This is a genomic window from Rhodococcus sp. MurmanLake-1 (assembly GCF_056945715.1).
In genome coordinates, this window is sequence record NZ_JBWZNF010000007.1 from 15133 (window position 1) to 35817 (window position 20685).

The 20685-nt window shown below is 61.5% G+C and carries 21 protein-coding genes; 13 read left to right on the forward strand and 8 right to left on the reverse strand.

The window, feature by feature from the left end; genetic code table 11:
- Nucleotides 1-2 precede the first annotated feature (2 nt).
- Entirely contained in the window at nt 3-1529 is a 1527-nt protein-coding gene (locus AC2ETI_RS19710) for an aldehyde dehydrogenase family protein (protein WP_046380070.1), read from the reverse strand.
- Nucleotides 1530-1656: 127 nt separating this feature from the next.
- Here AC2ETI_RS19710 and AC2ETI_RS19715 point away from each other — a divergent pair, with 127 nt between their 5' ends.
- A complete protein-coding gene (locus tag AC2ETI_RS19715) occupies nt 1657-2799 on the forward strand; it encodes an acyl-CoA dehydrogenase family protein (RefSeq protein ID WP_007730792.1) in 1143 nt (380 codons plus the stop codon).
- 9 nt (nt 2800-2808) lie between these two features.
- Complete coding sequence (locus tag AC2ETI_RS19720; protein WP_019745722.1) at nt 2809-3501, forward strand: GntR family transcriptional regulator; 693 nt, start codon at nt 2809-2811, stop codon at nt 3499-3501.
- 9 nt (nt 3502-3510) lie between these two features.
- On the opposite strand, the gene AC2ETI_RS19725 is transcribed toward AC2ETI_RS19720, so the two are convergent.
- Nucleotides 3511-4131, reverse strand: coding sequence for a TetR/AcrR family transcriptional regulator (locus AC2ETI_RS19725; protein WP_019745721.1), 621 nt, complete (start codon nt 4129-4131; stop codon nt 3511-3513).
- 116 nt (nt 4132-4247) lie between these two features.
- Between AC2ETI_RS19725 and AC2ETI_RS19730 the strand changes: the two genes are divergently transcribed.
- The 3 genes from AC2ETI_RS19730 to AC2ETI_RS19740 all read left to right on the forward strand — a co-directional run bounded on the left by AC2ETI_RS19730 (nt 4248) and on the right by AC2ETI_RS19740 (nt 7693).
- Nucleotides 4248-5117, forward strand: a complete 870-nt coding sequence (locus tag AC2ETI_RS19730; protein ID WP_046379458.1) for an oxygenase MpaB family protein — start codon at nt 4248-4250, stop codon at nt 5115-5117.
- A gap of 104 nt (nt 5118-5221) precedes the next feature.
- Nucleotides 5222-6361, forward strand: coding sequence for a serine hydrolase domain-containing protein (locus AC2ETI_RS19735; RefSeq protein ID WP_483634285.1), 1140 nt, complete (start codon nt 5222-5224; stop codon nt 6359-6361).
- Nucleotides 6362-6598: 237 nt separating this feature from the next.
- Nucleotides 6599-7693 carry a GGDEF domain-containing protein gene (locus tag AC2ETI_RS19740; RefSeq protein ID WP_046379456.1) on the forward strand — a complete coding sequence of 365 codons (1095 nt, stop codon included), beginning with the start codon at nt 6599-6601 and terminating at the stop codon, nt 7691-7693.
- Nucleotides 7694-7702: 9 nt separating this feature from the next.
- On the opposite strand, the gene AC2ETI_RS19745 is transcribed toward AC2ETI_RS19740, so the two are convergent.
- Nucleotides 7703-7915: a helix-hairpin-helix domain-containing protein gene (locus tag AC2ETI_RS19745; protein ID WP_020971089.1), complete on the reverse strand. Its 213-nt coding sequence runs from the start codon at nt 7913-7915 to the stop codon at nt 7703-7705.
- Nucleotides 7916-7947: 32 nt separating this feature from the next.
- The gene (locus tag AC2ETI_RS19750; RefSeq protein ID WP_092764819.1) at nt 7948-9378 is read right to left on the reverse strand and encodes an MFS transporter; all 1431 of its coding nucleotides are present in this window, start codon (nt 9376-9378) and stop codon (nt 7948-7950) included.
- A 63-nt stretch (nt 9379-9441) separates the two neighbouring features.
- Here AC2ETI_RS19750 and soxR point away from each other — a divergent pair, with 63 nt between their 5' ends.
- On the forward strand, nt 9442-9882 hold the full coding sequence (gene soxR / locus AC2ETI_RS19755) for a redox-sensitive transcriptional activator SoxR (RefSeq protein WP_020909439.1): 441 nt from the start codon (nt 9442-9444) through the stop codon (nt 9880-9882).
- 12 nt (nt 9883-9894) lie between these two features.
- Here the strand turns inward: soxR and AC2ETI_RS19760 are convergent, their stop codons facing one another.
- The 3 genes from AC2ETI_RS19760 to AC2ETI_RS19770 all read right to left on the reverse strand — a co-directional run bounded on the left by AC2ETI_RS19760 (nt 9895) and on the right by AC2ETI_RS19770 (nt 12082).
- A complete protein-coding gene (locus tag AC2ETI_RS19760; RefSeq protein ID WP_020909438.1) occupies nt 9895-10701 on the reverse strand; it encodes an ABC transporter ATP-binding protein in 807 nt (268 codons plus the stop codon).
- A 14-nt stretch (nt 10702-10715) separates the two neighbouring features.
- Nucleotides 10716-11420, reverse strand: coding sequence for a FadR/GntR family transcriptional regulator (locus AC2ETI_RS19765; RefSeq protein ID WP_019745713.1), 705 nt, complete (start codon nt 11418-11420; stop codon nt 10716-10718).
- Nucleotides 11421-11521: 101 nt separating this feature from the next.
- Entirely contained in the window at nt 11522-12082 is a 561-nt protein-coding gene (locus AC2ETI_RS19770) for a TetR/AcrR family transcriptional regulator (RefSeq protein ID WP_003943195.1), read from the reverse strand.
- A gap of 158 nt (nt 12083-12240) precedes the next feature.
- Here AC2ETI_RS19770 and AC2ETI_RS19775 point away from each other — a divergent pair, with 158 nt between their 5' ends.
- From AC2ETI_RS19775 to AC2ETI_RS19800, 6 genes are all read left to right on the forward strand, one after another.
- Nucleotides 12241-13212: a phosphotriesterase family protein gene (locus AC2ETI_RS19775; RefSeq protein ID WP_019745711.1), complete on the forward strand. Its 972-nt coding sequence runs from the start codon at nt 12241-12243 to the stop codon at nt 13210-13212.
- 3 nt (nt 13213-13215) lie between these two features.
- Nucleotides 13216-14871, forward strand: coding sequence for an AMP-binding protein (locus AC2ETI_RS19780; RefSeq protein WP_483634286.1), 1656 nt, complete (start codon nt 13216-13218; stop codon nt 14869-14871).
- Nucleotides 14872-15121: 250 nt separating this feature from the next.
- Complete coding sequence (locus AC2ETI_RS19785) at nt 15122-16513, forward strand: MFS transporter (RefSeq protein ID WP_050656979.1); 1392 nt, start codon at nt 15122-15124, stop codon at nt 16511-16513.
- Nucleotides 16514-16581: 68 nt separating this feature from the next.
- Complete coding sequence (locus AC2ETI_RS19790; RefSeq protein WP_446695455.1) at nt 16582-17256, forward strand: TetR/AcrR family transcriptional regulator; 675 nt, start codon at nt 16582-16584, stop codon at nt 17254-17256.
- A 38-nt stretch (nt 17257-17294) separates the two neighbouring features.
- Nucleotides 17295-17927 carry an HAD family hydrolase gene (locus AC2ETI_RS19795; protein ID WP_483634287.1) on the forward strand — a complete coding sequence of 211 codons (633 nt, stop codon included), beginning with the start codon at nt 17295-17297 and terminating at the stop codon, nt 17925-17927.
- 56 nt (nt 17928-17983) lie between these two features.
- Nucleotides 17984-18271 carry a putative quinol monooxygenase gene (locus AC2ETI_RS19800; RefSeq protein WP_019745706.1) on the forward strand — a complete coding sequence of 96 codons (288 nt, stop codon included), beginning with the start codon at nt 17984-17986 and terminating at the stop codon, nt 18269-18271.
- Nucleotides 18272-18323: 52 nt separating this feature from the next.
- Here AC2ETI_RS19800 and AC2ETI_RS19805 read toward each other — a convergent pair whose 3' ends face one another.
- Entirely contained in the window at nt 18324-19844 is a 1521-nt protein-coding gene (locus AC2ETI_RS19805) for an AMP-binding protein (RefSeq protein WP_092764811.1), read from the reverse strand.
- Between the two features lie 104 nt (nt 19845-19948).
- On the opposite strand from AC2ETI_RS19805, the gene AC2ETI_RS19810 reads away from it, so the two are divergent.
- Entirely contained in the window at nt 19949-20662 is a 714-nt protein-coding gene (locus tag AC2ETI_RS19810) for a TetR/AcrR family transcriptional regulator (protein ID WP_019745704.1), read from the forward strand.
- Nucleotides 20663-20685 lie beyond the last annotated feature (23 nt).

The following is a 20685-nucleotide window of genomic DNA, read 5'->3' on the forward strand; positions in this document are numbered from 1 at the left end:
TCTCAGGACTTTGCGTGGCGCTTCGCCAGCATCCAACGAGAGATCTTCATGTCCCGAGCTTTTCGTTCGATGGTCAGCAGGTCCAACGGAGCGCTGAATTTCTGAACGGCCAGTGATTTCACACTGCTGAACTCACGCAGCCCATCGGCTCCGTGGATACGCCCGAACCCGGAATCGCCGACCCCGCCGAACGGCAGGGCGGCGATTCCGGCGAATCCGAGAACCGAATTGACCGTGACGACACCGCATTCGAGCTTCTCGGCAATCGCTCGACCCTTCGACGAACTCTTGGTGAACACCGAGGCGCCCAAGCCGTACTTCGACGCATTGGCACGCTCGATCCCCTCGTTCATGTCGGCGACCTTGTTCACCACGACGCTCGGGCCGAACGTTTCCTCGGTGATCGCCGTGGAATCCTCCGGAACATCCGTCAGGATGATCGGATCGATGAACGGACCGTTGAACGAATCAAGTCCGCCGAGTACAGCTTTCGCGCCGCGACCGAGAGCGTCTTCGATCTGGCCTCGGACTATCGCAGTCTGCTTTCCCAGCGTCATCGGCCCGTAGGTCGAGCTGTCGGTGGCGCCGGCGTGGGCGTCCTGAAGCGCGGCGGTGAGCTTGGACAAGAAGGCGTCGTACACGGGCGCTGCGACGTAGATTCGTTCGACGCCGGCACAGGTTTGTCCGCCGTTGCCCACTGCCCCGAATGCAGCGAAGCTCACGGCCGCATCGAGGTTGGCGTCGGAGTCCACCAGCATGGCGTCCTTGCCGCCGCATTCGGCGACCAGGGGAGTGAGGGTGTCCGCGCAGGCGGCCATCACGCGCTTTGCGGTAGCCGTCGAGCCGGTGAATGCGATCTTGTCGACACCGGACGAACACAGAAGTGCACCGGTTTTTCCGTCACCGGTAATGGTCTGCAGGACAGGGTGTCCGGGTGCGGCGATGTTCCACAGCCGGGCCAATTCGACGCCGACGCCTGGTGAGAGTTCGCTCGGTTTGAAGACGACAGCGTTGCCGGCGGCCAGTGCGTAGCCGATCGAACCCATCGGTGTGTACAGCGGATAGTTCCAGGGGCCGATCACACCGACGACGCCCATCGGCCGGTAGCCGACGGATGCAGACTGGTTGGCGCTGATCAGTCCTGCACCGACGCGTCTGCGGCGCAATACTTTCTGTGCGTTGCGTGCCGCCCAGTCGAGATGTTCGACGGCCAGCATGACTTCGAGAAGGGCGTCGTCGCTGGGTTTTCCGGTCTCGGCGGAAATGATCGCCGCCATCGATTCGGCGTGAGTGGCGATCGCGGCGCGGAAACTGCCGAGCACCTTCCGGCGGCCTTGGAATCCGAGTTGATCCCACCACTTCGACGCCGTGCGTGCTGCGGCGACCGCTTTCTCGATCTCTTGCTGATCTGCAATGGGGTGCTGCGCGACCACGGAATCGTTGCGAGGGTCGAGGCTCGCGAAGGTGTGATCGTCCGTTTTCGGATCTGTCGACGTGGACGTGCTCTGGCGGCCGAGCTGTTCTGTCATGTTCTTCAGATCCTCCACATGTCGGTGCATCACATATATGTGATGTGATTTACTGTGCTGGTAGTCACAGTATGCGTCGGACCGGGCTCCGACAAGCCTCCAGCCTCATCTCACTCGGGAGTTTTCGATGTACATGGATTTCACGCAGGAGCAGTCTGATTTCGCCAAGTCGGTAGCGTCGTTCTGCAAGAAGGAAAGTGGTACCCGTGAGCAGCGAGACCTGCTGACCGATCATGGCGCCCATAATCACAACCAGGCGTTCTACGAGAAGATGGCGGAATTGGGATGGCTCGGGCTGACCGTCCCGGAGGAATACGGCGGATCTGCCGGAAGCACGGTCGACCTGTGCATCTTCCTTGAGGAAGCCGCCAAGGGCATGGCGCCGATCGGTGGACTGGGCCCGACCGTCATCACCGGGGCTGCATACGAGAAGTTCGGCAGTCCGGCCCAGAAGGAGGCAGTGCTCGGCGGGATCGTCCGTGGCGCGTCTCAGTCGATCTCGATGTCCGAACCCGAAGCGGGCTCCGACGTGGGAAATTTGAGTTGCCGCGCCGAGAAGGTCGACGGTGGGTGGCTGATCAACGGCCAGAAGACGTGGTGTTCCAACGCGCACTTCGCCGAGAACATCCTTCTGGTGGCTCGCACATCCCGAGGTGAAGGCAAGCATGAGGGTCTGACGATGTTCCATGTCCCGGCCGACATCTCCGGATTGAAGATCAGTGGAATCGACACCATGGGCGGCAAGGAGGTCAACGATCTCTACTTCACCGACACATTCCTGCCCGAGGACGCGGTGGTTGGGGAAGTCGGCAACGGCTGGCGTCAACTCATGGCCGGACTCAACATCGAACGCCTCATCCTCGCGGCGATGATGCTCGGGACCGCGCAGCGCGCTTTCGACGACACCCTCGAATTCGTCACCACGCGTAAGCAGTTCGGCCGTCCGGTCGGATCGTTTCAGGCGCTTCGCCACCGGATCGCGGATCTCGCCACGGAGATCGAATGCGGCCGTCTGCTGGTCTACAGCGTTGCCCGAATGGTCGACGCCAACCCGACCAAGATGTTCCCGCGGGAAGCGTCGATGGCCAAGCTGAAGCTGACCGAGACCGCCAAGAAGGTCGCGCTCGAGGGGATGCAGATGATGGGTGGGTACGGTTACGCGACTGAGTTCGACATGGAGCACCATGTGCGAAAGACTCTTGTGTCCTCCATTTATGGTGGTACCAACGAGATTCAGCGAGACATCATCGGCAAAACGTACGGACTGTGAGGATCGGTTGTGGCAACGTCTGCACGCACTCGGAGGGCGACATCTGAGCTGAGGAGACGGCCACAGTTGTCGGAGGACGTGGCCAACCACGTTCGTAACCTGATCATGTCCGGCGCTGTGCGTCCGGGCGAGTTCGTCAGATTGGACGAAACCGCAGCCGACCTCGGTGTCAGCGTGACGCCGGTGCGAGAAGCCCTCGTCGCATTGCGCGGCGAGGGAATGGTCGAGTTGGTTCCGCATCGCGGCTATCTCGTCTCGCCCCTCAGTCGCCAAGACATCGAAGACATCTTCTGGTTGCAGGGGCAGATCGCAGTCAAGCTGGCTTTGCGGGCGATGGACACCATCACAGCTGATCAACTGGTGGAACTCACGGAACTCAACGCCGATTTGCGAGCGGCGGTGGACGCCTCGGATGCAGCTGCGATCGAGCAGTGCGAATTCGAATTCCACCGCTTGATCAATCGCGCTGCGGGTGGTGCGAAGCTGGCATGGTTCCTGTTCGGCGCGATTCGGTACACCCCTGCTCGTCTCTACGCGACGGATCCAGGCTGGGGTGAGCTTGCGGTATCGAGCCACGACGCTTTGATCGAGGCGTTCGAGAAGCACGATCGAGAACAGGTGGACGCGCAGATGAGTCTGCAGTTCTCCGACGGCGCTGCTCGACTTCTCGCTCACCTCGACAACATCGGGATCTGGGACTGAATCAGGAGCTCAAGACGGAGGTAGGGCGGGAGCGAGCAGGATCGCTGCACATTCGGCGACCAGTTCTTCTTCCGTCACGTCGATGTATCCGTCCAGCCATGCACTGAGGGTCTGCGCCAGGCCGCCGACCAGGAAGGTTGCCGTCAGCGTCAAGTGGCCGCTGTCGTTCAATCGGTAGAAGGTCTTGGCGTTGGCGGCCAGGAGACCGATGAATATCGTCGTCGACGCTCGCCGTTTCTCGGCCAGGACAGGGCTCGTCAGGGCGCTGGAGAACAGTAGACGTCCGCGACGGGGATCCTGCGCGATCGTGCGGACGATGTTCGCGATTCCGGCGAGCGCCTTGCCTCGTTCGGTCTCGGCGGCGTCCACCGCGGCCTGGGTTGAAACGGCGATGTCCGTGATGACGGTGTCGTAGACGGCCGACATCAGAGCATCACGATCGGTGAAGCTCTCGTAGAAGTACCGCGCCGCGACACCGGCCTTCTTGCACACTCCGCGGACCGTCAGTTCGGGCTCGGCGGAGCCCATGAGTTCCAGACCGGCCTCGATCAGCGTCTCTCGTCGTTGGGCTACGCGGAGCGCGCCGTCGACGCCACCGTACGAACGCGGTTGGTCATTCATGAAGACCATCTTTGCATCCCGAGATTGCTTGACATCTCGGCATTTCGGCGTTTCACTCATCTGAGAACATGCGTTCGCAGATATCGACTCGAAGGGGTTCTGCCATGACGGTGAGTAGGGATTCGATGGACGGGCGCGAGGAAGCGGTGACGGGCGGCATCGGAGCGGTCGGCGTCCAGGCGGTCGACATCGACGCCGAGGTCGAAAAGGCGATGTCCGGGCTCGGACTGTTGGCCGCCGGCGCCAACGTCATCATGCAGTTGGCGCGCCCGGCGGTGGGGTACGGCGTGTATGAGAGCAAGGTCGAGACGGGTCGGTTGGATCGGCATCCGGTGAAGCGAACCCGGACGACGCTGACGTATCTCGCCGTCGCGAGCCTGGCGACGGACGAAGAAAAGAAGCTGTACCGACGCGCAGTCAACGGCTCTCACAAGCACGTTCGCTCCGATGAGAACAGCGCGGTCGAATACAACGCGTTCGATCCCGAGCTGCAGTTGTGGGTAGCCGCCTGCCTGTACCGAGGCTTCGAGGACGTCTACAAAATCTTGTACGGGGATCTCGATCCGGTCACCCAGGATGCGTTCTATCAGCGAAGCGCCACGTTCGGTACAACCCTTCAGATGCGACGCGACATGTGGCCGGCGGACCGGGATGCGTTCGAGGTCTACTGGAACGAGAACCTCGGCAAGGTGGCGATCGACGAGACGATTCGTGAGCATCTCTACGGGATCGCGTCGGCGACCTTCACGCCGAAGCTGTTGCATCCCGTGGTCGGTCCGCTCAACCGATTTGTCACCACCGGGTTCCTGCCCCAGGCCTTTCGTGACGAAATGCGGCTCCCGTGGTCGGTGCGTCAGCAGCGTAACTTCGACCGATCCATGCGCGTCGCCGCGCTGGTCAATCGGTTCAGCCCGAAGATTCTGCGGATGTTCCCCTATAACTTCTATCTCTGGGATCTGCGTCGGCGCATCGCCAAGGGAATCCCGTTGGTCTGAGCCGACTCTGACACTTGAAGTGATTGACACCACAGGCGAATCGGACACATACTCGACATAGTTGAAGTTGACGTCAAGTTTTAACTTTCCTGTGGAGGCTGTCAGTGGCGAACGTCGAAGGCGTATGTGACCAGCGATTCTCTGGCTTGAAGGAGGCGCTGGCACACAATCTCGATTCCGGCGAGGACGTCGGGGCAGCGATCGCACTGACGATCGACGGCGAATCCGTCGTCGACATGTGGGGCGGTTGGGTCGACGTCGAGCACACTGCTCCTTGGGCCCGCGACACCGTCACCAACGTCTGGTCCTGCAGTAAGACCGTGACCGCACTGGCCGCGCTCATGCTCGTCGACCGCGGGTTGCTGGATCTCGATGCCCCGGTCGCGCAGTACTGGCCCGAGTTCGCAGCAGCGGGTAAGGACCGTATTCAGGTCCGGCAACTGTTGTCGCACACTTCGGGTGTTTCGGGGTGGGATCAACCGTTCACCTTGGAGAACATTTGCGACGACGAATACGCCACAGCCCGGTTGGCGACGCAGGCCCCGTGGTGGGAGCCGGGTACCGCATCCGGATATCACGCCCTCAACTACGGCCACCTGATCGGCGAGGTCGTCAGGCGCATCGACGGTCGAACCCTCGGCCGCTTCATCGACGAGGAAATAGCCGGTCCGCTCGATGCTGATTTCCGCCTGGGCTTGCCGAAGTCGGAATACGGGCGAGTCTCGAATGTGATTGCGCCACCGCCGTTGCCGATAGACATCGCGGCACTCGGGATGGACAACATCATGGTGAAGACCTTCACCGCGCCGCCGGCCGACGCGACAGGTTCGTGGACCGACGGGTGGCGAGCCGCCGAGATCGGTGCGGCCAACGGTCATTCGAATGCGAGGGCGCTCGCAAGGATCCAATCGGTGATTGCGTGCGGGGGCAAGGTCGGTGACGTTCGCCTGCTGTCGGAAGAAACGATCGACAAGATCTTCGAGGAGCAGTCGTACGGGGTCGACCTCGTCCTCGGTGTGCCGGTCCGCTTCGGCGTCGGATTCGGATTGCCGACGCCGGAGTCCGTCCCGTTCATTCCGGAGGGGCGAATCTGCTTCTGGGGAGGTTGGGGTGGCTCGCAGATCATCATCGACACCGAGAAGCGCATGACCTTCTCGTACGTGATGAACAAGATGGGGCCGGGCCTGCTCGGTTCCGAGAGATCGGCGCAGTACGTATCGGCTGCCTACGACGCACTGAGCTGATCGATGTGACTGCGTTTGATCGATATGACAGGGAGGGCGAAACGCTACTCAAATCCTTGCTGAGTAGTAGCCGGCGGGGCTGGTTGTAGGCTCGATCGCTAATCCGGCGGAACGGTTGGTTCGTCCACTGCAGCTGACTATGCTGCCGGATATGCCAGTGTGCTCCGGGGGGAAATCAGCTTGTCCGCTACGTCGAAGTATGCCCGAAAGTTGCAGACCTGAATCGGCTGACCGGCGATGAACGGTTTCGTCGAAGTTGTCATGCGCTGGTGGCAGTTGCCGGACCAGTTCCATAGTTTCAGCAGGTACCTCGAAGATCGTGGGTTCTTGACTTCCTGCCGGGCGCTGGTCGGCGGAACGGCACTCTGGATGGGGTTGGTGCTGCTGTCGGCGCGATTCAGTGACGTCGGTCCGCAAGGTACGTTCTGGCGAGCGGTCAATCTGACGGTTATCGTGTTGTGCCTCGGCGCTGCCCTGATCTGGTGGCTGTTTCCGCCGACGCCGCTGTGGTCGTACACCTTTGTCGTGGGTTCCGACGCTGCGATTGCGGCGGCCGCCGCAACCGACTCGGAACCGCTGGGACGGCTCATCGCGTGCGTCGTGTTTGCGTCGATCGGCGGCTATATTGCGTTCTTCCACAATCCGAAACTCCAAGTCGGTCACTTGGTCTTCGCCTCGATGGTCACGGTGTTTTCGGGGTGGACTTTGTTGTTCGGGCCAGCAGCGGACGTCGGCTTGGGGTTGGCGAAAATCGCGGTCGTGATGGCCACCATCATTGTGATTCCCGTGGTGTCCCAAATTGTCTTGGCAGTTCTGGGATCTGACGCCACTACTTCCGACATAGACCCGTTGACCGGTCTGCTCAACCGTCGCGGGCTTTCGCGTCGGGTGAAGGATCTGATGGGGCCTCCGGTGACCGAGGCCGACGCGGTTCTCGTGGTGGTGATCGATCTCGACCGATTCAAGACGATCAACGACGTTCACGGCCACGACGTGGGGGACAGCACGATCCTGCGAACGGCGCTGCGTATTCGCCTGTGGACAACCAAAGCTGCACTGACCGCCCGCGTGGGTGGTGACGAGTTCGTCGTGGTCGAGCGGGTGCCGGTCAGCGTGATAGCGAGGCTGGAAGGACAGATCCGCTCGGCAATGGACGGGGCGACCGATGATCCACCGACGAGCGCGAGCATCGGAATGGCGGTCCGCACCGCGCCCCGGCATCCGGGTGAGTCCGTCGACGAAGTCTTTGCCGAACTCTTCCGCGTCGCGGACACGGTGATGTACGAAGCGAAGCGCGAAGGTGGCAACCAGGTTCGGGCGAGCCTGGTCTGATGTGAGAGCTCAGTCGGCGAAGCTCAGGCCGCGCTCGGCGAGTGCTTCACGCAGAATCCTCAGAGCCTTCGGTCCCATCCCGTGCAGAGCGCCGAGTTCCTTCTCGGACACGGACGTCAATTGCGCGAGATGGGTGTAGCCCGCTCCGATCAGCGCGCGCTGTGCGGGAGCTCCCGTTTTCGGGAAGTCGGTTTCCACTGTGCCCGGATCCGGTTCTGTCACTGGCCAACTCCTCCGTGTGGGTTTTCCACAGTTTAGCGAGCGTCGTGAACGATTTCGGGGCTGTCGATTTTGTCGGGCGTTCGCGGAAGTGCGCGAGCTGCCACGGCAATGCCGATGATCGCGATAGCGGCGAAGGTGAAGAGAAGCAATTGCGCAGAACGAAGCGTCGACGGTTCGCCGATGTTCACCAGCACTCCGGCCAGGGCTGCGCCGAAGGCATTTGCGATCAGCTGAACGGTGTTGATGGCAGCGGAGGCACGCGCACCTTCTCCGGGATCGGTGACCGAGGTCATCGCACCGACTGCAAGATGGGGCCAGGCGATGCCGATTCCGACACCGGCGACCAGCAGTCCGATCACCCACGCGACCATCGCACCGGCGCCGGCGTGTTCGGTGAGAAATGCTGCCATGATGCCCAACCCGATCGCGACGAGGATCGGACCGCTGACAACGATTCGTCGCACGATACGAGGGGTAGTCGCCGAGGCGCTCGGGATTTCGCCGAGAGTCCAGCCGAGAGCGAGTGCGGCCCCGAGGAATCCGGCCGCGAGCGGTGCCAGTCCGGCAAGTCGTTGGCCGAAGAGTGGAATGAACGTCTCGACGGTCGACGCAACAGCGAGGACGACGATGGTCAGGTACACCCATTTGAGCGACGACGCGTTGAACGTCGACGGCGGTAGTACGCCGTGGCGCGAGCGACGGTCAGCGGCGACAAAGGCGATCAGTAGCAGCACAGCGGCGAGAACCATTGCTGCGGTCACAGCGAGGTTGGACAGAATTCCGGCAACGCTGACCAGCAAAGCTGCCGCAGTCAGCAATGCCAGTGAGAGGACCGGCACCGGGCTACTGGTGGTGCTGCCCGGTTCATGTGCCGGTAGCGCGCCGGGGACGAGAGCTGCGACTGCGATCGTCGCGATGACCAGAACGCCGAAAGCCCATCGCCAGGCTCCGAATTGAGCAAAGACGCCGCCGATTGCAGGGCCGGCGAAGGTGCCGACTCCCCACATTGCCGAAACCAGCGCGGCCCCGCGGGTCCACAGATGTCTGGGGAGCGCGGCATTGATGACGGCGTAACCGAGACCAGCCAGGAGGCCACCTCCCGAACCCTGGATCGTGCGGCCGACCAACAGCAATTCCATGGTCGGGCTGACCGCACAGACGACGGTGCCGAGCGCGAAGATCGCGAGGCCGATCAGGTAGGCCCCGCGCGGTCCCCTGGCGGCGAGGACGTTGGTGACCAACATCGAGGAGATGACGGAAGCGATGAGGAAGACCGTCGCGGTCCAGGCGTAGTACTGCTGACCGCCGATGTCGTCGATGGCAGTCGGAAGCAGGCTGGTCGTCAGGTAGACGTTGGTCGCGTACAGCGCGACGCCGCCTGCGAGGACGGTAGCGGTGCCGAGGTATCGACCGCTCAGGAGCTGCCGCCAGGTTCCGGCGGGAGCATCGGTGGGGGAGTGCATGGTGTCGAAGGTAGAATCTCAAGTGCGCTTCAGGTCAATGTCGCGCAGCCATTGGGAGGCAGAATGATCCGTAAGAGTGACGAACTTCTCTCGATCGGTGAGGTATCGGCGCGCACCGGCGTCGCCGTGTCGGCGGTGCGCTACTACGAAACACTCGGTCTGGTTCCTGCAGAGCGGACGGCAGGAAATATGAGGAAGTTCCCGCGCCACTCGATCCGGCGGGTGTCGCTCATCCAGTTGGCAGTCAGGTTCGGGATACCTCTGGCCGAAGTTGCCGAAGTATTCGGGTCGTTGCCGCAGGGGCGAACTCCGACGAAGAAGGACTGGCGCAAGATTTCGACGGAGTGGAATCAGCGCCTCGAGGATCGCAAGCAGGCCATCAGCCGGATGCAGGACGAACTGACGGGCTGTATCGGCTGTGGGTGTCTGTCACTCAAGACATGCAACCTGCTCAACCCTGGAGACGAACTGGGCCGGGAGGGGCCCGGCGCCAGACGTCTCTGAAACTACTGTCGGTCAAACTCTTTCGCGTGGCCGCGACTGAGCATTCCACCGACCACCACGACGCTCGATCTCGATGGGATGCGAGAAGCACTCGCTGATGTTCTGGGTGGTGATCACATTCTCGGCGAGGCCGCTGGCGGTCACGACGCCGTCCTTGATCAGGAGAGCATGTGTGGTGGTGCTCGGAATCTCTTCGATGTGATGCGTCACGAGGATGCTGGCAAGTGACGGGTTCTGATTGCGGAGATCGTCCAGAGCCGTCAAGAGCTGTTCGCGCGCAGCAAGATCGAGCCCGGTCGCCGGTTCGTCGAGCAGGAGCAGGCGTGGTTCCACCATGAGTGCACGGGCGATCAGGGCTCGCCCTCGTTCGCCCTGGGACAAGTTGGGCCACAGTGCGTCCGAACGCGGACTCATCCCGAGTAGATCGATCAGTGCGTCGGCATGAGCCTCTTGCTCCGGCGTCGGTGACCACCGCGGCATTACCTCGGTGGTGTTGGTGAGGCCGGTGATCACGACGTTGCGGACGGTGATCGGAATTCCGATCGTGTGGCGCGGGTTCACGTGCCCGATGTCCATCCGCAGTTCCCTCATGTCGACTCGGCCCAGCTTGTGCCCGAGGACGTAGACGGAACCGCGAGTGGGGTGGGCGGTTGCTCCGAGAAGGCTCAGTAGGGTGCTCTTGCCTGCACCGTTCGCGCCGAGGAGCACCCAGTGTTGCCCGGGTTCGATCGAAATGTTGATGTCTTTCAACAAGTATCGGCCGTCGCGGACGAGATCCACGTGTTCGGTCGACAGAACGGTGCCATTGGGGTGTTGCACGAGAACTACCTCTCTTAGGCGTCGAGCACACGCAACCGCCGTAAGACGGTGTCGATATTTGCTCGGGTTGCCGCTACCGCGGCTTCTGGGTCGGCGTCTTGAAGGGCCTCGACCAACTGATCATGGGCATGTGAGGTGTCGGGGACGCCGGCCTCGTGGGCCATCATCTCGACGAGGGATTCACGAAGGAGTGGACGCACCGACGTGAACAGCGAGAGCAGAACCGCGTTTCCGGACAACCGAACGACTTCGGTGTGGAAGTCGAGGTCGACGTCGACGAACTTCTCGACGTCACCCTCGAAATGACTGTGTCGCATGGTCAGTCGCCGCCGCAGGCCGTCGAGGTCCTCGGGTTGTACCCGCTCCGCGGCCAGTCTGGCGGCCTCGATCTCGAGTGCGCGACGGACTTCGAAGACCTCCAGGATGCGTGAGCGTCGAAGTAGCTTGGTGAATTCGTCGACGTGCTCGAGTTCAGACGCGGCAGCCACGAAGGTGCCGACGCCGTGTCGGACTTCGAGTAGTCCGTCGCGAGCGAGGAGGCGGATTGCCTCGCGAATCGAGGAACGCCCGACACCGAGTTCGACGGCAAGGGCCGCCTCGCTCGGTATGCGCTCGGACGGCGCCCACGTTCCTTGCCTGATTCGCCCGCGAAGCAACTGTTCGAGTTGCGGCACCAGCGGACCACTGCGAAGTGTGAATCCTGTGTGGTCGTCGGACACGGCTTGCCTCTCGTGGGGGTACCGACAGCGTAACAACTCATCAGACGTCTGAGGACTCGGGTGGGCCGTGTGTCGGAGCAGTGCTCACGCAGTCGATACCGTCAGTTACGGGTGACGCCGAGGAGCAGTGCGATCAGGTCGAGGGCCGTCTCGATCTCCGCCTTTTCCCGCCCGAGTAGAGGGGCGTAGAGGTGTACGTCGCAGATGCGAACGAGAGCTTCGCCCAGCACTTGCGGCGAGAGCGTGATCGTCAGTTGGCCGGCGTCGACCTGGGACTGCAAGATTTCGGCGGTGATGGAGGCGGAGATCGATTCGATGGAGCCGGGCATCATCGCGAGTTTGATGAACACCATTGGTTCGCGTTTGGTCAGCGCTCGCAGTTCGGTCGACGATTCCACCGACCGCATGACGCGTCCGAAGACGTCGAGGATGTACTCCGGACCTTGCCCCGACGCCTGTGACATCGCCTTCCGGTATGTCCGTTCGGTGGCCTCGGCCAGCACTGTTCCGAGCAGTTCGTCGCGATTGCCGACCCAGCGGTAGAGCGTCGCGCGGCCTACTCCGAGACGTTCGGCGAGCAGTGACATGTCGAGTGGTTCCTCCGCGAGGTACATGCTCGCGGCGGTGTCGATCGCGCGTCGGCGTTCGAGGTCGGTAGGCATCGGGACATTCTCTCCGGTTGTCCGGTACTGCACAATTTCGGCGGTCGAACAGAGGTGGGCTTCGGGTGGATCGAACCTATTGACGAACCAAGCGACGTGAGACACACTAGCTCATTGTCTCATGTTAGTGATGGCGATCACAGTCAGGGGTTCGATCGATGAGTTCAGTACAAACCGTTCGTGGGCCGGTGGACACAGCCGATCTGGGAAAGGTGTTGATGCACGAGCATGTCTTCGTTCTGGGGGAGGAGATGCGTCAGAACTATCCCGACTACCCGGAGCCTTGGGACGAGGAGGCTCGAGTAGCCGATGCGGTGACCAAGCTGTCCGAACTGAAGTCGCGAGGGATCAGCACGATCGTCGATCCCACGGTCATCGGACTCGGTCGCTACATCCCGCGTATTGCGCGGATCAACGAGCAGGTCGATCTCAACATCATCGTCGCCACCGGCGTCTACACGTACAACGACATTCCGTTCCAATTCCATTACACCGGTCCAGGTTTGCTGTTCGACGTGCGCGAGCCGATGGTTGATCTATTTGTGAAGGACATCAAGGACGGCATTGCCGGCACAGACATCCGCGCGTCATTCCTCAAGTGCGCCATCGAAGAACCTGGTCTGACTCCCGGTGTCGAGCGTGTGATGCGAGCGGTCGGTCAGGCGCAGGTCGAAACCGGGGTACCGATCACGGTTCACACGAACCCGCACACGGAATCGGGCCTCGTTGCGCAGAAGGTTCTGGCCGAGGAAGGTGCAGATCTGAGCAAGGTCGTCATCGGGCACTCGGGTGATTCGACCGACCTGGACTACCTGTGTGCACTTGCCGATGCGGGTTCGCTACTCGGGATGGACCGTTTCGGTCTCGATGTTCTGCTCCCGTTCGAAGAGCGGGTGAACACCGTCGTGGAACTGGCCCGCCGAGGCTATGCCGAGAAAATGGTTCTGGCACATGATGCCTCGTGCTTCATCGACTGGTTCTCGAGTGAGGCCAAGGCAGCCGCAGTGCCGAACTGGAATTTCACCCACATCAGCGATCAGGTCATTCCCACGCTGCTCGAACGTGGCGTCACCGAAGATCAGATCAACACCATGCTGGTGGACAATCCGCGTCGGTACTTCGAGAGCTGAGTTATGACCAACGTGTACGAGAGCAAGCCATGGCTCGCCAATTACGACGCCGACACTCCGCCGAATGTGGACATCGAGCATGTCAATGCCCTCGCGATGTTCCGTGCGTCGCTGGAGCGCGATCGCACCGCCCCGATCATCAGGTACTTCGACAGGACCGTCAGCTTTGCCGAGCTCGACGAGATGTCGGACGCGCTTGCGGTAGCCCTCGCCGTGGACGGAATCGGGTTCGGCGACAGAGTTTCCTTTGTCCTGCAGAATGTTCCGCAGTTCGTCATCGCGACGGTCGCAGTCTGGAAACTCGGCGCTGTCGTCGTTCCGGTCAATCCGATGTACCGGGACCGTGAGCTGTCCACCGTACTCTCGGACAGCGGCGCGGTAGCAGTCATCTGTCTCGAGTCCTCGGCCGAGACCGTGGCGACTGCGTCCGAGGGCACCGAAGTGCGACGGGTCATCACTACGTCGGAACAGGATTTTCAGTCGCGCGACGATGAACGGATCTTCGGTTCGGCGTCCAGGATTCGTCATGATGGATTTCCGGACCTATTGGAACTGATCGAGGCTCATCGAGGACAGAAGCCCGAGAAGGTCGATCTGTCCCCGGAAGACCTTGCCTACCTTCCTTATACGTCGGGGACGACCGGCCCGCCGAAGGGGTCGATGAACACGCACGCAAATGTCGTGTTCGCAGCGCAGATCTATCGGGACTGGTTGGGGCTGCGCCCCGGCGGCGCGATGTTCGCGGTGGCGCCACTGTTCCATATCACCGGGTTGGTCGGGCACGTCGCGGCTCCACTCCTGGCCGGCGCGCCCACGATTCTGACCTGCCGATTCCATCCCATCGTTGCAGCGGAGTCGATTTCGGAGCATCGGGCTACCGCGATCATCGGAGCGATCACCGTATTCATCGCGTGGACGGACAGCGCCGCAGTCTCGAAGGAATCGTTGAGCTCTCTCGAGTCGGTGTATTCAGGTGGCGCGCCGATCCCGCACGCGGCGTTGGAAGCGTTCCGGGCGAAGTTCGGTCACTACATTCACAACGGCTACGGGCTGACCGAGACGAACAGCCCGGCGATCGTGGTGCCGAATTCGCGTGAAGCGCCGGTAGATCCGGCGTCGGGGGCCGTTGCTGTCGGCGTTCCGGTATCGAATACGTACGCCGAGGTGGTGGACGAGAACGACAGGCCGGTACAGATCGGGGAGTACGGCGAGATCGTGGTCTCCGGTCCCCAGGTTGCACTCGGATACTGGAACAAGCCGGACGAGACCGCACATGCGATGCCGGACGGGCGTTTTCACACCGGCGACATCGGATTCATGGACGGCGACGGTTGGTTTTACATCGTCGACCGGATGAAGGATCAGATAAATGCCTCGGGCTTCAAAGTGTGGCCACGCGAAGTGGAAGATGTTCTCTACGAACACCCTGCCGTACGAGAGGCTGCCGTCGTCGGTGTCATGGATCCGTATCGCGGCGAAACCGTGAAGGCCTTCGTGTCTTTCAAGGACGGTGCCGAGGCGACCACCGAGGATCTGGTCGAGTTCTGCAAGGAAAGGCTTGCAGCATACAAGTATCCACGCATCGTCGAGGTCATGAATGACCTGCCGAAAACAGTGAGCGGCAAGATTCTTCGTCGTGAACTGCGGGTACCGAACTAGATCTGCCTGACAAACGAATTGCCGGCCGCCGACAAGGTGAGCCGGCCATTCGTCGTGGTGATCGGCGAGCATCGATAGGGGATTTAGTCCCTTATGCGGCAATGCATTTCAGTGATTGACATCACTCTTTTTGTATCGCAGACTGATCGCAACGCCACCGAGTTGAAGTTGGTGTCAGTTTCTACTTCTGGCCCGGTTTCACTTCTCAACTCCCGGCGCGACGAGCGTCCGACCCATCGAGGAGTAACCCATGACGAGATCGGCAGTGGATTCGAACACGCAGGCAGGGGGCCTGTCCGATCAGGAACGGAAGAAGAAGAAAGCGCACCGCAAACTTCTCGGCGCGGGACTGCTCGGCAGTTCCATCGAGTGGTACGACTTCTTCTTGTACGGAACGGCTGCGGCACTGGTCTTTCCGCATGTGTTCTTCCCCGATTCATCCGCACTGATGGGCACATTGCTCTCGTTCAGTACGTTCTGGGCCGGCTTCGTTGCCCGCCCCATCGGCGGTTTGGTCGCCGGACACTTCGGCGACAAGTACGGACGCAAGCCCGCCGTCGTCACCTGCCTGTTGCTGATGGCTGTCGCGACATTCCTGATCGGCGCGATTCCGAGTGCGTCGGCAATCGGCGTCGTCGCTCCGATTCTTCTGGTGACACTGCGATTCATCCAAGGTCTCGCCTGCGGTGGCCAGTGGGGCGGAATCGTCCTTCTCCTCACCGAATCCGCGAGTCCCAAGAAGCGTGGATTCTCAGGCACTTTCGGTCAGATGGGTGTCTCGTTCGGTGTAGTGCTGGGCAACCTGGTCTTCCTCGTCGCGACCGCGACCATTTCCAACGAAGCATTCCTGAGCTGGGGTTGGCGGGTTCCGTTCTTCGCCAGCGCGCTGCTCTTCCCCGTGGTTCTGTACATCCAGACGAAGGTCGAGGACACGCCGGAATTCCTCGAGTTGCAGGAAGACGCCAAGAAGAACCAAAAGGATGTCGTCGTTCAGGCTCCACTGGCGCAGGCGCTCAAGGATCACTGGCGCAAGATCCTGCTTGGCTGCGGACTTCTGGCCGCCACCAATGCACTGTTCTACATCAGCATTGCCGGCGTACTCAGCTACGGCACAACTGAACTGGGGTTGAAGCGGAACTCACTGCTCATCATCTCGCTCCTGAGCGCGTTGCTGACAGTCGGCGTGGTGCTGTGGTCCGGGAAGATGTCCGACAAGATCGGTCGTCGTCCGATGATCCTGATCGGCGCCGCGGCGATCGTGGTCTGGGCATTCCCGTACTTCTGGTTGATCAACACCAAGTCCCTGCCGCTGTTCTTCATCGCAGTCACGGTCGGCAGCGTGTTCCAGTCGATGACCTACGGGCCTATCGCGGCATACATGGGTGAACTGTTCGCACCCAACGTGCGCTACTCGGCAGCATCGTTGGCCTACCAGTTGGCTGCGATCACGGTCAGCGGCGGCACCCCGTTCATCATGACAGCACTTATCGCGAAGACCGGAACCACGACATGGGTTGCCGTGTTCGTGGCACTCATGGGCTTGGTGACCTTCTTCAGCGCTTGGGTGCTGAAAGAGACCAATCCGAAGGAAGTTCGGGACGATCCGAACGCAATTCCGGGCGCGCACCTCTACGCCAAGTAATACCTTCGGTCTCGAACAGGCGCCCGCTATCGGTCACCGGTAGCGGGCGTCTGACGTATAACTGGAGCATGGCTGCAGCACGCACAGGCTCCGAAGATGCTTCGTCGACAGTGTCACGGGAACTCCCCTCCACTCGGCGTGGTTTGCGTACGCGTCGAGCGTTGATCGATGCGGCTCGCACCGTCTTCGAACGGACCGGTTATCTGGACTCGCGTCTGATCGACATCACGGTGGAGGCGCAGTGCTCGGCCGGTACGTTCTACACCTACTTCGCAAGCAAGGAGGAGATCTTCGCGGCTGTGATGGAGCTGGCGCGCGAAGACATGATGCATCCGGGCATGCCGCACACTCCGAAAGGAGCGGATCCCGCTGAGGTCATCGCGGCGAGCAACCGCGCGTACCTCGAGGCGTACCGACGTAACGCGAAGCTGATGGGACTGCTCGAGCAGGTCGCAAGTATCGATCCGGAGTTCCGGGTTCTCCGCCTCGAGCGTGCTGACGCGTTTGTTCGACGCAACGCGCGCAGTATCGAGAAGCTGCAGAAAGCCGGTCTGGCGGACGCGAACCTGGATCCGCTACTGACGTCTCGGGCACTCTCCGGGATGATCAGTCGACTTGCGTTCGGGTACTTCGTATCCCGCGGCGGCGAGGACGGCGCCGCCGGAGTGACCTTCGATGGTCTGCTCGATACGGTCAACCGGTTGTGGATCAACACTTTACAATTCTCGCTGCGCCAAAACTGATGTTGACGCCGGGTTCATGTTTGGTGTCTGATGGAGCAATGACACCTACGCGTACGGCAGTGCTCGTCGATTTCGGTGGAGTTCTCACCTCCAGTGTTCTTCAGGCCTTCGAAGATTTCGGGGCCTCGCTTGGGGGAGACCCACGACTTCCGTTGACGCTGCTCTCCCGCGACGACGTCTCGAAGAGGCTGCTCTCCGATCACGAATCCGGAAAGATCGACCAGGAGGCCTTCGAGGCCGGATTCGGAGAACGTCTACGAGCGCACGGCGCAGTCGTCGACAGCGTTGGATTGGTCGACCGTATGCAAGCCGGGCTGATTCGAGACGAGGAGATGGTGCGTCTGCTCGCGGACGTGCGGGCGGCGGGACACCCTGTTGCGCTCGTGTCCAATGCTTTCGGGCGTGATTGTTATTCGGGTTTTGTCCTCGAGGACCTGGCCGACGAAGTGGTGATCTCCTCGGAAGTCGGGATTCGTAAGCCCTCCCGTCAGATCTACATCATCGCGTGTGAGCGCCTGGGCGTCGCGCCCGAAGATGCCGTCATGATCGACGATCTGCAACAGAATCTCGACGGTGCGGCACGATTGGGGATCGCCGGCATTCTCCACACCGACGCGGAAAGCACTCGCAGGCAATTGGCATCGACGTTCGGACTACTGCCCACGCTGTGAAACTGTAGGTTTCTCGGTAACACTCGAATACTGCTGGAACACTTTTGGAGGAACGAATGATTGCTGTCATCGCGGATATCACCGTCAAGGACGGAAGCGGCGAGCAGTTCGAAGCCGTAATCGCCGAACTTGCGGAGAAGGTGCGCACGGAGGAGCCCGGAACGGTTCTGTATCAACTGATCCGATCGAAAACGGATGCGAATTCCTACAAGTTCATGGAGCTGTATCAGGACGGTGCTGCCATCAAGGCTCACGGAACGTCCGAGCATTTCCAGGCTGCAGGAAAGGCGATGGCGCCCTTCCTCGCCGGCGCCCCGCAGATCGAGTACTTCGACGCTCTCTGAGCGAGTGAACAGGTGAGCCCCGGCGAAATCTGGCCGGGGCTCACCTGTGTTTTCAGTTCTGCTTCTGGGCGAGGAGTTCGGTTCGGTCGATCGATCGCTTGAGGATCTTTCCCGTCGAACCCTTCGGGAGTGCGTCGATGAACTGGACGACTCGGGGAATCTTGTAGGCGGAGAGACGTTCCCGAGCCCACGAAGTGACGGCGTCTGCCTCGAGGTCGGAGCCTGGACGCACGGCCACCACTGCGGCAACTTCCTCCCCGTAGTAGTCGTCGGGTATGCCGATCACTGCGGCTTCGATGATGTCGGGGTGCTGGTAGAGCACCTCTTCGACCTCGCCCGGATAGACGTTGTATCCACCACGGATGATGAGGTCCTTCACTCGGTCGACGATGCGAAGGTCCCCGTCGGGATCGGTCTCACCGAGGTCTCCGGTGCGGAACCATCCGTCGTCGGAAAGAACGGCGGCGGTGTCTTCAGGGCGCTTCCAGTAACCCTTCATGACCGTCGGTCCTTTGATGAACACCTCGCCCACTGTGCCTGCCTCGCAGACATTTCCGTCGTGATCACGCACCTCGACCTCGGTGCGCGGTACGGCGCGGCCGGTGTATCCGATCTTTGCGACGCGGTCGATGCTGTTGAAAGTCCCGAACGCGCTCGTCTCGGTCAGGCCGTAGCCCTCGAGGATCGTGCAGTTGAACCGTGCTTCGAAGGCGCGAGCGACTTCACCGGGAAGTGATGCGCCACCGGAGATTGCGATCCTGAGTTGTTCGAAGTCGGAGCTGTCCACGTCGGCGGCGGCGTGCAGCATGGCATTCCACATGGTGGGGACACCGGCCATGATGGTGAGCTTGTCCCGGCGGACCAGGTCGAGCATGGCAGCGGGGTCGAACCGGGCGAGCAGGGACAGTGATCCGCCGCCGGTGAAGGTTGCCATCATGACCGAACCCTGGCCGAAGATATGGAAGAGCGGCAGTCCGGTTCCGGTGCGGTCCGAAGGGTTTCCGCGGCTGCTCTCGGCGCCGATCTCACCGGCGGACAACAAATTCCCGACGGTCAGCTGAGCGCCCTTCGGGCGTCCGGTGGTGCCGGAGGTGTAGAGAATCGCCGTTGTGTCTGCTGCGTCACGGTCGACCACAGTTGCGGGTGCATGATCGGCCTTCGCCGATTCTTCGGTGAGTGTCCACACCGGGACACCGCGCGCACTCCCTGCATCCTGGACTGCGGGACCGAGTTGATGCCACGCGATGGCCAGGGAAATCTCCGCGTCGTCCAGAACGTACTCGACTTCGGGTTGCGCCGACATCGTGTTGATCGGTACCACGACACAACCTGCGGCCTGAATTCCCATGTACGCCACGACGAATTCCGCTACCGACGGCGCCGCTAGGAGAACCCGATCGCCTACGCTCAACCCGGCATCGCGAATGCGGCCGGCGAACGCCAGGGATGCGTCGTGGAGCTGCCGGTAAGTCCAGTGTTCATCCGTGCCGCGGATCGCAGTGCTGTTTCGAATTGCGATGTTGTCCGGAGTGACTTCCGCGTGACGGGTCACCGGGTCGAGAACGCTAACCATGGTTCTGCCTTTCGGGAGGAATCGACCGATTGTGTGTCCTGGGTCTCACCAGAGCGTACACTTGAATCCGGCGTCAACATCGAGTCTGCTGGGATTGTCCCGAAATGATGTTGGCTCGGAAGGATGGGGAGCGCACCGTGCTCGATGACGAATCGCGAATTGCCGCCCTGCCGGTGGCTCCGCCTGCGCTGCTCCGAGATCGGCCGACCACCGAGCGGGGAACCCGCACGCGCGCAGCGCTGATTGCCGCTGCCCGCACGGTATTCGAGCGTAGTGGCTATCTCGATGCCCGTCTGATCGACATCGCCAAAGAAGCCGGCTGCGCGACGGGATCGTTCTACACCTACTTCGCGAACAAGGAAGAGGTCTTCGCCGCCGTCCTCGAGGTCGCGCGAGACGACATGATGCACCCGGGCATGGGACGCGTGGCGGGCGCAGACGATCCGTACGCCGTGCTCGAGGCAAGTAATCGAGCGTATCTGGCGGCGTATCAACGCAATGCGAAATTGATGGGGCTGATGGAGCAGGTTGCTCACATCGACCCGGAGTTCCGGAAGTTCCGCAGCGAGCGTGCCAATGCGTTCATACGCCGTAATGCCCGCGGGATTGCAGATCTGCAGAGTCGTGGTATCGCGGACACGACGCTGGATCCAATGACAGCGTCAATTGCTCTGTCCGGCATGGTGAGTCGGCTCGCCTACAGTCTGTTCACCCTCCATGAGGGTGAGGTGGACGGGCGTTCGCCGGAGTTCGATCAGATTGTCGCCACGGTGACAGACCTGTGGGCTAACGCGCTGAAGTTCCCTGACCGATCCTGAAGCGGCAGGTCGCCCCGGCCGTA